Source organism: Saccharothrix tamanrassetensis, assembly GCF_014203665.1.
Lineage (GTDB): Bacteria > Actinomycetota > Actinomycetes > Mycobacteriales > Pseudonocardiaceae > Actinosynnema > Actinosynnema tamanrassetense.
In genome coordinates this window covers 272,027-284,751 of record NZ_JACHJN010000004.1, presented here as the reverse complement: position 1 = coordinate 284,751, position 12,725 = coordinate 272,027, and the positions used below count along the sequence as shown (strand labels likewise).

Below are 12,725 nucleotides of genomic sequence, written 5' to 3'. Positions count from 1 at the left end.
GTAACGGCCGTGAGGACTGTGCAGAGGCGCTTCACCCTGGTCGGCGCGGCCGTCGCACTGCTGGTGGCGGGCTGCGGTAGCGGCCCCAGCCAGGTCGGCTCGGCCGCCATCATCGGCGACACCGTGATCCCGCTTGAGCAGGTCCAGCAGCGCCTGGACACCGTGCTGAAGAAGGAGCCCGAGGCCCAGAAGCTCCAGGAGCAGCGCAAGCTCGACCAGGTGTCCCGCCAGCTGGTGACCCTGGGCGTGCAGCACGAGCTGGTGGAGCGGGCCGCGCAGCGCGAGGGCGTCACCGTGTCCGAGGAGGCGGTGACCGAGTCCGTGCAGAGCGCGGGCGGTGCCGAGATCGCCTCGCAGAACACGGTCTACGACGCCGCGACGTTCCGCGAGCGGGCCAGGGACCAGCTGCTGCTGGTCGAGCTGGCGCGCAAGTACGTGGACAAGATGGAAGTCACCTTCGACTACTTCTTCACCAAGGACAACAAGGACGCCATCGAGAAGGCCAAGCAGATCGCGGCCGACCCGTCGAAGATGGCCGAGTTCGTCAGCTCCGGCCCGCAGGGTCCGGAGGGGCAGCGGCTGTCCAAGCAGGGCCAGAAGGTCAGCTCCGCGGAGTCGCCGCAGGCCGCGGGATCGCCGCTGTTCGGCGTGCAGCCGGGCACGGTGGTGGCGTTCGCGCCGGATCCCGGCAGCGCCCAGTGGCTGGTGGCGCACGTGACCGGTCGCAACGACAACGCCAGGAGCAGCGGCGAGTCGTCCACCGAGCAGCTCACGCCGCAGTTGCTGGAGCAGATCGGGCTGCGGCTCGTGCAGCGGCTCGCCGGTGACCCGCAGATCCGGGTGAACCCGCGCTACGGCGTGTGGGACGCCACGGCGATCGCGCTGGCGCCGAGCGACAAGGAGCTGTCCGGGTACCAGGCGGTCGTCCGCGAGCCGAAGCAGTGACGTCCCGAGCGGTGACCGGCCCGGCAGTGACTCGCCGGGCGGTGACTGCCCGGGTGGCGGTTTCCCGCTCGGTGGTTGACTTCACCGCGTGACGAACACTGTCGTACTGCTCAGCTCCGGACACGACTCGGTACTGCCCGCCGCCGCGCTCCCCGCTATCAGGGGCGCGGCGGCGGTGTTCGCCGCGGAGGATCTCGACCGGTCCTACTGGGACGCGCTGGGCGTGGCCCCGGTGTCGCCGGTGGACGGCCCGGTCGTCTACCTCACCGCGGACCCGGACGACCCGTACGCGCGTGCCCTGATCTCCGACGGTGCCTCGGTGGTGCGCAACCCCGTGGGCACGGCGCTGGTCGACGCGGTCTCGGTGATGGACCGCCTGCGGTCGCCGGGCGGGTGTCCCTGGGACGCGGAGCAGGACCACAAGTCGCTGCGCCAGTACCTGGTGGAGGAGACCTACGAACTGCTCGAAGCCATCGAGGACGGCGACCGGCCCGCGCTGCGCGAAGAGCTCGGCGACGTGCTGCTGCAAGTCCTGTTCCACTCCCGCATCGCCGCCGAGGACGTCGAGCCGTTCGGCATCGACGAGGTGGCCGGCGACCTGGTCCGCAAACTCGTCGGACGGCACCCGCACGTGTTCCAGGGCAACGACCCCTCGATCCGCGACGCGACCACCCAGCAGCACCGGTGGGAGGAGTTGAAGCAGGCGGAGAAGCAGCGCGAGTCCAGCGTGGACGGCGTGGCGACCGGCCAGCCCGCGGTGGCCCTGGCCGGGAAGCTGGCCCAGCGCACGGCCCGCGCCGGCCTCCCGGTCGACCTGCTGCCGGAGGGCGACGACGCCGGGACGACGCTGTTCGCGGTGGCGGCTCTGGCGAAGCTGGCCGGTGAGGACCCGGAGACCGAACTGCGCGCGGTGGCCCGCGAGTTCGAGTCGCGCGTGCGGGCAGCGGAGAAAGCCGCCCGCGCGGCCGGCATCACCAGTCTGAGCGCCGAGGACTGGCGCACCTACTGGCCGGCGTGAGCCTTCTCCTGGTCCTCCAGGGCTTCCGCGCCTATGGCGAGGAAGCGGCGCAGCGCGTCGGGCGTGCCGACGATCTCGAACTCGGGCAGGTTCCCGAGCGCGAGCACGACCTCGTGCGGGTGCACCGACCACTCGATCTTGGTCTCCTCCTCGACCCGGACCCACGCCTGGACCTCTGCCTTGGGCTTGAACATGTCCGCTCCTCTCGTATTCTTGAGACAATCTTGGCAAGGACTGAGAATTCTCAACAGTGCACGTTTGGGTGAAGTCCTAGGCTGAGCCGTATGGAGAGCAACGCACGGGCGCGGACGCTGGGCGCGGAGCTGCGGGACCTGCGCAAGGTCAAGCGCGTGCGCATGGTCCAGCTCGAAGAGCAGGTGGGCATCAGCAAGAGCATGCTCAGCCGCATCGAGCGCGGTGAACGCCTGGCCGCCGAGACCGAGGTGGCCACCATCCTCGGTGCGCTGGGCGTGGCTGGGGCGAAGCGGCGCGAACTGCTCGCGCTGGCCCGCGAGGCCGCCAAGTCGAACTGGTTGGCCACCGGATCGGGCCTGCCCCAACAGCTCAAGGCGCTGGTCGAGTACGAGCGCGTGGCGGTCTCCATCACGGATGTCACGTCGCTGGTGATCCCCGGCCTTCTCCAGACGCCCGACTACATCCGCGCGATCATGACCGAGGGCGGCCTGCCGCACGCCGAGGCCGAGGAGCGTTTGCGACTCCGGCTCGACAGGCAGGAGGTGCTCACCCGCGAGGATCCGGTGCAGTACTTGGCGATCATCGACGAGTTCGTGCTGCGACGGCCGGTCGGCGGTCGGTCGGTGATGGCGGACCAGGCTCGTCACCTGCTCGCGTTGGCGGAGCGGGACAACGTGACGATCCGGGTGGTTCCGGAGGATCGCGGCTGGCACCCCGGCCTCTACGGGTCTTTCGAGATGCTGGAGACAGCACGGACCAGCCCGGTGGTGCATCTGGAACATCTTCGATCAAGTCTGTTGCTCGACAAGCTCCAGGACGTGCAGGCTTACCTCGACATCAAACCCACGCTGTTGGCTGCGTCAGCCAACGTCGAAGACTCGATGGGCTTGATCTTGCAGTGCGCCGAGTTCCTGGAAGGGCACGAGACGTGACGACGTGGCGGAAGTCGAGCCGGAGCACGACCGAGACCAACTGCGTCGAGATGGCGCGCGTGCGGCACCGGGTCGCGGTGCGGGACTCGAAGAACCTGGCGGGACCGGTGCTGGTGTTCCCGGCACCGTCCGCGGCGAGCTTCCTCGCCTCGCTCAAGAAGGACTGATACCACCGACCGATACCCACCGACCGATAACCACCGACCGATACCCACCGGATGGGCCGGGCATGGTCCAACATGATCCCGAGTGTCACAGGGTCGCGCTAACGTCGATCACGTGAACGAACCCGCCTACCTCCGTTACCCCCACCTGCACGGCGACCTGGTGACCTTCGTGGCCGAGGACGACGTGTGGCTGGCTCCGCTCGCGGGCGGCCGGGCCTGGCGCGTCACCGCCGACCAGGTGCCCGTGTCGTCGCCCCGCTTCGACCCGTCCGGCACGCGGCTGGCCTGGGCCAGCCGGCGGGACGGCGCGCCCGAGGTGCACCTCGCACCGGTCACCGGCGGCGAGGCCACCCGGCTCACCTACTGGGGCAACGCGACCACCGGCGTCCGGGGGTGGACACCGGCCGGCGAGGTCGTCGCGGTCACCTCGGCCGGCGAGGCGTCCGGCCTGCGGCGGTGGGCGTACGCGCTGCCGGTCGACGGCGGACCGCCGCGCCGGCTGCCCTACGGCTGGGTGGGCGACGTCGGCCACGGGCCGGCCGGCCGGGTCGTGGTGACCTCCATGTACGGCAAGGACCCCGCCTACTGGAAGCGCTACCGGGGCGGTTCGGCCGGTCGGCTGTGGGTCGACACGACCGGCGACGGGGAGTTCACCCGGATCCTGCCCGAGCTGACCGCGTCCCTGCACTCGCCGATGTGGGTCGACGGGCGGATCGTGTTCCTGTCCGACCACGACGGCGTCGGCAGCCTCTACTCCGCGCTGCCCGACGGGTCCGACCTGCGCCGGCACACCGAGCAGGAGTTCTACGCCCGGGCGGCCACCACGGACGGCGAGCGGATCGTCTACCAGTGCGCGGGCGACCTGTGGCTGCTGGACGGCCTGGACGCCCGGCCGCGCAAGCTGGACATCGCCCTCGGCGGTCCGCGCAGCGCGACCCGGCCGCGCCCGATCAGCCCCCGCCCGGACGACGTGCACCCGGACAAGACGGGACGCGCCAGCGTGGTCGAGGTGCGCGGCACGGTGCACTGGGTGACCCACCGGGACGGACCGGTGCGGGCGTTGGCCGAGCAGCCCGGCGTCCGTGCCCGGCTGCCGCGCGTGGTCGGTGACGGCGTGGTGTGGGTGACGGACGCGGACGGCGAGGAAGGCCTGGAGTTCGCGCCCGCCGGCGGCGTCGAGCCGGGCAACACGCCGCGCCGGGTCGCGGTCGGCAAGGTCGGGCGGGTGCTCGAACTGGAGGTCGCGCCGGACGGGCGGCGGCTGGCCGTCGCCACCCACGACGGGCGGCTGCTGCTGGTCGACGTGGAGTCCGGCGAGGTGCGGGAGGTGCTCAAGGGCGCCAACCCGCACGTGTCGGACCTGGCGTTCTCGCCCGACTCGAACTGGCTGGCGTGGTCGCACCCGGGCCCGGGACCGTTGCGGCACATCAGGATGACCAACACCACCGACCTGTCCGTGGTGGACGTGACGCCGCTGCGGTTCGCCGACTTCTCGCCGACGTTCACCGAGGACGGGCGGTTCCTGGCGTTCCTGTCCGTGCGCACGTTCGACCCGGTGTACGACGCGCACGTGTTCGACCTGGCGTTCCCGACCGGCTGCCGGCCGTTCCTGCTGCCGCTGGCCGCGACCACGCCCTCCCCGTTCGACCCGCTGCGGCTGGGCCGCCCGGTCGGGGACGACGAAAAGGACAAGGACAAGGACAAGGAGCACGAGGAGAACCCGATCACCGTCGTCGACCTGGACGGCCTCGCCGACCGGTTGGTGCCGGTGCCGGTCGCGGCGGCGGGCTACTCGTCGCTGACCGCCGCCAAGGGCGGGCTGCTGTGGCTGCGCAGCCCGGTGCAGGGCGTGCTGGGCGACACCCTGGCGACACCGTCCGCGCGTCCGCCGCGTTCGGTGCTGGAGCGGTTCGACCTCGCCAAGTCGCGGACCGACGTGCTGGTGGACGGCCTGGACGGGTTCGCGGCGACCGGCGACGGGCAGCGGGTCGTCGTGCTGGACAGCGGTGACCTGCGGGTCGTGCCGTCGGACCGGAAGGTCGACGTCGACGACCCGGACTCGATCGACGTCGACCTGTCCCGGATCCGGGTCGTGGTGGACCGCGCCGCCGAGTGGCGGCAGTCGTACGCGGAGGCCGGCCGGCTGATGCGCGACCTGTTCTGGCGCACCGACATGGGCGGCGTGGACTGGGCCGGCGTGCTGGACCGCTACCGGCCGCTGGTGGACCGGCTGGGCAGCTACTCGGACCTGGTGGACCTGCTGTGGGAGGTGCAGGGCGAGCTGGGCACGTCGCACGCGTACGTGATCCCGTCCGGCGGCGGCTCGTACGGCCGTCCGGTGGGCCTGCTGGGTGCGGACCTGGAACGCGACGAGTCGGGCGCGTGGCGGGTGACGCGGGTGATCCCCGGCGAGACGTCCGACCCGGCGGCCCGGTCGCCGCTGGCCGCGCCCGGCGTGGCGGTGCGGGCGGGCGACGCGATCGTGGCGGTCGACGGGCGGCAGGTGGACCCGCTGACCGGTCCCGCGCCGCTGCTCGTCGGCACGGCGGGCAAGCCCGTGGAGCTGACCGTGCGACCGGGCGGCGGCGGCGAACCGCGCCGGGTCGTCGTCGTGCCGCTGGAGGACGACGAACCGCTGCGCTACCACGCGTGGGTCGCCGACCGGCGGGCGCGCACGCACGAGCTGTCCGACGGCCGCGTGGGCTACCTGCACGTGCCGGACATGATGGGCGCGGGTTGGGCGCAGCTGCACCGCGACCTGCGGGTGGAGCTCCAGCGCGAGGCCGTCGTGCTGGACGTGCGGGAGAACGCCGGCGGGCACACGTCGCAGCTCGTGGTGGAGAAGCTGGCGCGGCGGATCATCGGCTGGTCGGTGGCACGCGGCTTCACGACGTCCGAGAGCTACCCGGCGGACGCGCCACGGGGTCCGGTGGTGGCGATCGCGGACGAGTTCGCCGGGTCCGACGGCGACATCGTGAACGTGGCGATCAAGGAGTTGGACATCGGCCCCGTCGTCGGCACGCGGACGTGGGGCGGGGTGATCGGCATCGACCTGGCGTTCGACCTCGTGGACGGCACCGTGGTCACGCAGCCCCGGTACGCGCTGTGGTTCGCTGGGCACGGCTGGGGCGTGGAGAACCACGGCGTCGACCCGGACATCGAGGTGGTGATGACACCGCAGGACCGCGTCGCGGGCCGTGACCCGCAACTGGACACGGCGGTGAAACTGGCGCTGGAGTCGTTGGCGGACCGCCCGGCGGCCGTTCCACCGCAGCTCCCGCCCCTCACCTGATCGAAGCCAACCGGCTGTGTGACGCGTTGGTGGTTGCGGCTGCATATCCCCGAACCGGTCGGGTCACAGGGTGAACCGGGCCAGTTCGGTTCGCTTGGTGATGCCGAGCTTCGGGTAGGCGCGGTAGAGGTGGTGCCCGACGGTGCGGGGGCTGAGGAACAGCTGGGCGGCGATGTCGCGGTTGCTGAGCCCGCCGGCCGCGAGCCGGACGACCTGGAGTTCCTGTGGGGTGAGCCGGGCGGCGGGATCCCGGTCGTGTGAGCGGGCGACCGGCCGGGAGCCGAGAGCGGCCAGCTCGGTTCGGGCTCGCGCGGCCCAGCCGTGGGCGCCGAGCCGTTCGAAGCCGGTCAGCGCGTCGGTCAGGTGCGTGCGCGCGTCGGTTCGCCGGCGTTGGCGGCGCAGCCACGCGCCGTACAGGAGTGCGGTCCGGGCGTGGTCGTACGGTCGGTCGGTCTCCTGGTGCAGCCGCAGCGCGGCGTCGTAGTGCGTTCCGGCATCGGGACCGGCGGCGAGCAGGGCGTGGCAGCGGCGGGCCAGCGCGGCGGCGTGCGGTTGCCCGGTGTGGTCGGCCCAGTCGTCCAGGGCGGGCAGGTGCCGCGCGGCCCGGGTGGCCTGGCCGCTGCGCACCGCAGCTTCCACGTGGTCCGGGACGGCCCGGATGAGGAAGTCCTGGCGGGCTGGGCCGGCGCACACCGCGTCGAGGGTGTCCGCCGCCGTGTCGAACCGGCCGCGGCCGAGGTCGAGCAGGCCGAGCGCCCAGGTGGCCAGTGCGGCGTTGGTGGGGTGCCTGGCCTCGTTCCGGAGGATGACCTCGGCGTGGGATCGACAGGTGTCCGCGTCGTCGGCGACCGCGGCCAGCCAGGCCGGGATGGCGTTCATGATCAGGGCCTGGGTCTCCTGACCGAGGTCGGTGGACACCGCCAGGGCTTCGGCCACGGTGGTCCCGGCGTCGCGGAACCGGCCGCGGAGCAGTTGGGCGATGGCCAGCGGCTCCAGCGCGTACGGCAGCCAGCCCAGCGCACCCTGCCGGCGGACGTCGGCCGCCAGCGCGTCGAGGACTTCGGTCGCGGCCTGGTCGTCGGCGATGACGAGGGCCAGGTACCCGGCCAGCACGCGCTCGACCAGTCCTCGGACCTGCCCGTCCTGGGCGGCGGCCACCAGCTTGCGCATCCCCGCGACGGCCGATCGGGTCGCGCCGTTGAACAGGTCGTCCAAACCGATCATGCCCTCGACCACCGGCCGCAACGCGGAGCCGGGTGGCAGCGACACCTTCGCCAGCAGTTGGGCGGCGCGGTGGACCAGGTGGTGCGCGCAGGCGTCCTTGGCGCACCCGATCGCGTCGGTGAGGATCGACACGGCCTGCTCGGGGTGGGAGCCGACGATGGGCGCGGTGCCGTCCAGCATGAGCGCGGCGGCGGTGGCCGGGTTGTCGCGCTCGTAGGCGACCTGAGCCCGGATCCAGGCGGCCTCGGCCAGCAGGGACTCGTCGGCGCTGACGTCCGCAGCGGCTGCGGCGAGCCCGGCGGCCCGGTCGAGCCGGCTGATGTCGTAGGCGGCCCTGGCGGCGCCGACCTGCCGCCGGGCCCGGCGGTCCGGGTCCGTGGTGAGCTGGGCGGCGCGTTCGAGCGCGATCGCGACGGCGGCCGACCCGCCCCGCTGCCCGGCGCGCAGGGCGGCCTGCTCCAGCGCGTCCGCGGCGTTCTCGTCCGGGCCCGTGGCGGCGGCGGCCAGGTGCCAGGCGCGGCGGTCGGCGTACTGGTCGCCGGTCAGGGTGTCGGCCAGGGCCAGGTGCGCGGCGAGCCGCCAGCCGCGCGGCGCGCCCTGGTGGGCGGCGGCCCGGATCAGCGGGTGCCGGAACGCGACCGTGTCGGCGGACAGCGTGAGCAGGTGCGCGTGCTCGGCCGGCTCCAGGTCCGCGGCGGTCAGCCCGAGCCGTTCGGCGGCGCGCAGGAGCACCGTGAGGTCGGCGGTGTCGTCGGCCGCGGCGAGCAGCAGCAGCCGCTGGGCCGGCTCGGGCAGTTCACCGATGCGGGCCCGGAAGGCGTCCTGGACCTGGGTGGCGACCGGGAGCGGCTCGACGGGCAGGGACCAGCCGTGGTCGTCGCCGTGCCGCCGGTCGGTGAGCGCGGCGGTGAACTCGATGATCGCCAGCGGGTTGCCCCTGGCCTCGGTCAGGATTCGTGCCCTGGTCGGGCCGGCCAGGCCGCGCGCACGCTCGTTGAGCATGGCGATGGCGCTGTCCCGGTCCAGGGTGGGCAGCACCACCGTGTCGATGCCCTCGGCCGGGAAGTGCCCGGTCCCGTCGCGCACGGCGAACAGCATGGCCACCGGCTCCTGCCGCAGCCGCCGGGCGGCGAACAGCAGCGCGTCCGCGGATGCCCGGTCGAACCACTGGGTGTCGTCGATCAGGCACACCAGCGGCCCGTCGCCGGCCAGTTCGGAGAGCAGCGACAGGGTGGCGGCGCCGATCAGGAACCGCTCGACGGTGTCGGCGTCGACCAGCCCGAAGGCGGCTCGCAGCGCCTTGCCCTGCGGTCGCGGGAGGGCGTCGACGTGCTCCAGGTACGGGTGCAGCAGCAGGTGCAGGCCGGCGAACGGCACCTCGATCTCCGACTCGATCCCGACCCCGCGAAGCACCCGCAGGTCGGCTCCCGCCACGGCGGCGTGATCGAGGAGAGCGGTCTTGCCGATCCCCGCCTCGCCGCGGATCACCAGCGCACCGCCGGTTCCGCCGCGGGCATCGGCCAGCAGGCCGTCGATCCGGGCCTGTTCGACCGAACGCCCGAGGATCACCCGGGAAGAGTAACAACCGCACCGCCGCCGGGCCTGTGTGCCGAGGCGGGCCGGCGCCACGATCGCGGCGCCGGCCCGCTCGATCAGCGGTGGTGGGTGTCATGGGTGCGTGCTGACGGTCGTGTCCGGTGGTGCGCTGACCGTTCATGCGCGGGCCGAGGTCACCGGTCCGCGTCCGCGGGCGTGATCCGGGTGCTCGTGGTGTCGTAGCCACCCCCGCCCGGGTAGACCCAGGCCCCGGCCAGCACGTCGCCGGCCTCGTTGAACGTCGACCGCATGTACGCCGGCGAGCCCTTCTCCCCGCCCCAGATGACGAGGACGTCACCGTCCATCTCGTAGACGTAGTCCAGCGTCTCGCCCTTGTTGCCGTAGAAGCGGCTCTTGAGGTCCGGGCCGGCCTCTTCGGCGCCGAACGGTCGTTCCCGGCCGATCACCTCCATGCCCCTGATCCGCTCGCCCGCCTGCTCCAGGTCCACGTCCTGGATCAGGAAGTGGCCGCCCTCCAACCAGCGGTAGGTGACGGTGCCCTCGGCGCCGCCGGTGACCTTCCAGGTGCCGACCAGGCGGTCCAACGCGGCCAGCTCGGCGTCCTGGACCGGGTTCGTGCTCTCGCTCATCTCGCAGTCACTCCTCTCGGGAACCCGCCGCGGGCAGCGGCGGCGTCGCTGATCGGAAACCTACGAGCGAGGCCATCAGTACCCGCATCGGTCGAAATACTGGCGGCAACCCACGACCACGGGGCGGAGTGCTCACGAGGAGTCGACCCGGGATCGTTGGGCTCGGGCAGCCCCAGTCGGCTGCCTGGGCTCGGACACATCGCATGACCAGCGAGTTCGTTCACCACGGGCGTCCGGTGCCGTCGTTCCGCCCGGAAACGCATGGTGAGCACGTAGCCTGGGGTGCGTGGTCGTCCCGCCGCCCCCCAGAACGACACCGCGCACCCCGCAGCGCGGTCGCGTCGGCAACCTCGTCGGCCGGTTGGCCCTGGTTGCCGTCCTGCTCGCCGTGGTCGCCGGCGGCGCGTGGGCCCTGAGCGTGTTCAACCGCCGCGAGGTGCAGGCCACCGATCCGCCGTTCCCGGTGCCGTTCCAGCAGGTCGAGCCCGGCGTGGCGGTGCCCGGTGAGGCCGGTGGGGTGCCACCCCAGGCGTCCGCCACCCAGCAGACCGTGTCCGCCGAACCCCTCACCGCGTGGGCGGTGGCCTTGTCGGAGAAGACCGACATCCCGGCCCGTGCCCTGCGCGCCTACGCGATCGCCGACCTCGTCATGCGGTCCGCCCAACCCGCGTGCCGGGTGTCCTGGGCGACGCTGGCCGGCATCGGTCGCATCGAGTCGCACCACGGCACCATCGGCGGCCTGCGCCTGGGCGAGGACGGCCGACCGTCCAAGCCGATCATCGGGATCCCGCTCGACGGCGGTCCGGGTGTGAAGGCGATCGCCGACACCGACGGCGGCGTGCTCGACGGCGACACCACCTGGGACCGCGCCGTCGGCCCGATGCAGTTCATCCCGACCACGTGGGCGCGCTACGCGACCCGCGCCAACGGCGACGGCAACCCGCCCGACCCGCAGAACATCGACGACGCCGCCCTCGCCGCCGCGCGCTACCTGTGCTCGGACGGCCGTGACCTGGCCACCGGGCAGGGCTGGTGGGCGGCCGTGTTGGCGTACAACAACTCCGTCGAATACGGCCAGAACGTCTACAGCGGCGCCGACGCCTACGCCCGCGCCAGCCAGGGCTGACTCCGCCCGAACCCCGGGTTGCCCGAACCCCGGGTTGCCCGAGGTCGGTTGTCCGGGACCGCTTGCCCGAGCCCTAGGTTGTCCGGGCCTCAGTCGTCCGAGTCCCGTTCAGCGGTCGCGTTCGACGGCGATGCGGGCGCTCACCTCGCCCAGCGCTTCCTGGTACTCGGGGGTCGGGTTCATCGCGGCGGCCATGCGCAGTTGCGCCAGCGCCTCGGGCAGCCGGCTCTGGCGTTGCAGCGTCCGCCCCAGCGCGAACCGGGCGTAGTAGTCGCTCGGGTCGAGTTCGAGGACCTTGCGGAACGCTTCCTCGGCTCTCTTCAGCTGCGCCGAGCCCAGGTAGGCGCGGCCCGCGAGGAGTTGGACGCTGGGTTCGTTCGGCGCTGCGTCGAGCACGACTCGCAGCTCGCGCAGCGCCTCCAGTGGCCGGCGCTCCGCGAGCAGCGCCTCGGCTCGGCGGAACGCCTCGAAGGTGCTGTCGGTCATGGTCCGATCAACGCTACCTGCGCAACCGGCCGTTCATCAGCAGCCGACCGGATGACGGGACGTGCTCTACCCGGTGATCAACCGTTCGAGCACCGGTTTGATCGACTCGGGTTGCTCCACATGGGCGTTGTGGCCCACGCCTGCCAGCACCATTCCACCCGGCGCCGCGTCGAGCAGGTGCTCGCGCGGGCACATGTGGTCGGCGTCCCCGGCGGCCAGCGTGACCGGGGCCTTCGACGCCGCCAGCAGCCCGGGCACGTCGGGCGCACCGACCCCGAACGCGGCCACGTCCAGCGACGCCCGCCACCCGTCCGCGGTCTCCACCACGCCGTGCGACAGCGGCACACCGGCCAGTTTCGACGCCCACCCGGCGGCCTCGTCGGCGGTCGGGAACACCCGGGCGGGCCTGCTCGCGAGGGCGGCGGCCTTGGCCAGGTCGTCGTCGGACCAGCGCAACTTGACGCCCACGCCGGCCACCGCCCGGACGTCCACCCCGAACCAGCCGCTGGCCAACGCCAACGCCACGACACCGCCCAGCGAGTGACCCAGCACCGCCACCGGACCGGCCGGGACCACCGAGGCGACCGCCGCCGCGAACGAGCCGAACGAGTACCGCTCCAGCGCCGAGGAACGGCCGTGACCGGGCAGGTCCACCGCCAGCCACGAGCCGGGCCACCGCGCCGCCACGCCCTCCCACACCTCGGCGGTCGCGCCCAGGCCGTGCAGGAGGACCAGGAGCGGCCCGTCGCCGCCGCGCTCCACGTGAATCACGCCAGAATCCTCCTATGCCCACCGACGGTGATCCCGGCGCCCGGACCGCCGACGCCCGGCCCGCCGGCGCCGGAACCGCTGATGACGAGATCGCCGACATCGGGATCATCATCGACCCGGACACGTATACCCGTGCCGTGCCCCACGACGCACTCACCCGGTTGCGCCGGCGGGGTGTCGTCCGCGCGGACGACTTCGTCGCGGTGTTCCGGCACGCCGACGTCCGGACCGTGCTGCGCACCCGAGACCTTCTCCTCCTGGCCGAACCCGCAGGCGAGCCCACCCGCCTCCGGTCGAACTTCCGGAACGGGGCCAGGAGCCTCCCGGTGCGCCACCAACTAGGCTCGTCACCGATACAGAGATGGTCTGACTAGGGAGCGCAC

12 protein-coding genes are annotated in these 12,725 nt (G+C 72.8%); 7 read left to right on the top strand and 5 right to left on the bottom strand.

Annotation, left to right across the window (positions count from 1 at the left end):
* The first annotated feature begins 9 nt into the window (after nucleotides 1–9).
* Together FHS29_RS14385 and FHS29_RS14380 are read left to right on the top strand one after the other, a co-directional pair.
* Nucleotides 10–945 (top strand): SurA N-terminal domain-containing protein, encoded by a 936-nt coding sequence (locus tag FHS29_RS14385; protein ID WP_184691134.1) that lies wholly within the window; start codon nucleotides 10–12, stop codon nucleotides 943–945.
* 88 nt (nucleotides 946–1,033) lie between these two features.
* Entirely contained in the window at nucleotides 1,034–1,963 is a 930-nt protein-coding gene (locus FHS29_RS14380) for a nucleoside triphosphate pyrophosphohydrolase (RefSeq protein ID WP_184691133.1), read from the top strand.
* Here the strand turns inward: FHS29_RS14380 and FHS29_RS14375 are convergent.
* Nucleotides 1,948–2,157 (bottom strand): hypothetical protein, encoded by a 210-nt coding sequence (locus FHS29_RS14375; protein ID WP_184691132.1) that lies wholly within the window; start codon nucleotides 2,155–2,157, stop codon nucleotides 1,948–1,950. The genes FHS29_RS14380 and FHS29_RS14375 overlap by 16 nt on opposite strands.
* Nucleotides 2,158–2,247: 90 nt before the next feature.
* On the opposite strand from FHS29_RS14375, the gene FHS29_RS14370 reads away from it, so the two are divergent.
* The 3 genes from FHS29_RS14370 to FHS29_RS14360 all read left to right on the top strand — a co-directional run bounded on the left by FHS29_RS14370 (nucleotide 2,248) and on the right by FHS29_RS14360 (nucleotide 6,549).
* Nucleotides 2,248–3,090: a helix-turn-helix domain-containing protein gene (locus tag FHS29_RS14370; RefSeq protein WP_184691131.1), complete on the top strand. Its 843-nt coding sequence runs from the start codon at nucleotides 2,248–2,250 to the stop codon at nucleotides 3,088–3,090.
* On the top strand, nucleotides 3,087–3,257 hold the full coding sequence (locus tag FHS29_RS14365; protein ID WP_184691130.1) for a DUF397 domain-containing protein: 171 nt from the start codon (nucleotides 3,087–3,089) through the stop codon (nucleotides 3,255–3,257). The genes FHS29_RS14370 and FHS29_RS14365 overlap by 4 nt, the downstream gene beginning before the upstream one ends.
* A 112-nt stretch (nucleotides 3,258–3,369) precedes the next feature.
* Nucleotides 3,370–6,549, top strand: a complete 3,180-nt coding sequence (locus FHS29_RS14360) for a S41 family peptidase (RefSeq protein ID WP_184691129.1) — start codon at nucleotides 3,370–3,372, stop codon at nucleotides 6,547–6,549.
* Between the two features lie 63 nt (nucleotides 6,550–6,612).
* Here the strand turns inward: FHS29_RS14360 and FHS29_RS14355 are convergent, their stop codons facing one another.
* Nucleotides 6,613–9,342 carry an ATP-binding protein gene (locus FHS29_RS14355; protein ID WP_184691128.1) on the bottom strand — a complete coding sequence of 910 codons (2,730 nt, stop codon included), beginning with the start codon at nucleotides 9,340–9,342 and terminating at the stop codon, nucleotides 6,613–6,615.
* 161 nt (nucleotides 9,343–9,503) lie between these two features.
* Nucleotides 9,504–9,959 carry a hypothetical protein gene (locus FHS29_RS14350; protein ID WP_184691127.1) on the bottom strand — a complete coding sequence of 152 codons (456 nt, stop codon included), beginning with the start codon at nucleotides 9,957–9,959 and terminating at the stop codon, nucleotides 9,504–9,506.
* A 286-nt stretch (nucleotides 9,960–10,245) separates the two neighbouring features.
* Here FHS29_RS14350 and FHS29_RS14345 point away from each other — a divergent pair, with 286 nt between their 5' ends.
* Nucleotides 10,246–11,085: a lytic transglycosylase domain-containing protein gene (locus FHS29_RS14345; protein ID WP_184691126.1), complete on the top strand. Its 840-nt coding sequence runs from the start codon at nucleotides 10,246–10,248 to the stop codon at nucleotides 11,083–11,085.
* A 108-nt stretch (nucleotides 11,086–11,193) separates the two neighbouring features.
* On the opposite strand, the gene FHS29_RS14340 is transcribed toward FHS29_RS14345, so the two are convergent.
* Nucleotides 11,194–11,571: a tetratricopeptide repeat protein gene (locus FHS29_RS14340; protein ID WP_184691125.1), complete on the bottom strand. Its 378-nt coding sequence runs from the start codon at nucleotides 11,569–11,571 to the stop codon at nucleotides 11,194–11,196.
* 66 nt (nucleotides 11,572–11,637) lie between these two features.
* Nucleotides 11,638–12,342: an alpha/beta fold hydrolase gene (locus FHS29_RS14335; protein ID WP_184691124.1), complete on the bottom strand. Its 705-nt coding sequence runs from the start codon at nucleotides 12,340–12,342 to the stop codon at nucleotides 11,638–11,640.
* A 14-nt stretch (nucleotides 12,343–12,356) separates the two neighbouring features.
* Here FHS29_RS14335 and FHS29_RS14330 point away from each other — a divergent pair, with 14 nt between their 5' ends.
* Complete coding sequence (locus tag FHS29_RS14330) at nucleotides 12,357–12,716, top strand: hypothetical protein (RefSeq protein WP_184691123.1); 360 nt, start codon at nucleotides 12,357–12,359, stop codon at nucleotides 12,714–12,716.
* Nucleotides 12,717–12,725: the final 9 nt, after the last annotated feature.

What these genes read in the sequence shown, in the direction of transcription:
- FHS29_RS14375 (WP_184691132.1), bottom strand. Translation starts at nt 2,157, where the DNA reads ATGTTCAAGCCCAAGGCAGAGGTCCAGGCGTGGGTCCGGGTCGAGGAG.
- FHS29_RS14330 (WP_184691123.1), top strand. Translation starts at nt 12,357, where the DNA reads ATGCCCACCGACGGTGATCCCGGCGCCCGGACCGCCGACGCCCGGCCC.
- FHS29_RS14370 (WP_184691131.1), top strand. Translation starts at nt 2,248, where the DNA reads ATGGAGAGCAACGCACGGGCGCGGACGCTGGGCGCGGAGCTGCGGGAC.
- FHS29_RS14340 (WP_184691125.1), bottom strand. Translation starts at nt 11,571, where the DNA reads ATGACCGACAGCACCTTCGAGGCGTTCCGCCGAGCCGAGGCGCTGCTC.
- FHS29_RS14350 (WP_184691127.1), bottom strand. Translation starts at nt 9,959, where the DNA reads ATGAGCGAGAGCACGAACCCGGTCCAGGACGCCGAGCTGGCCGCGTTG.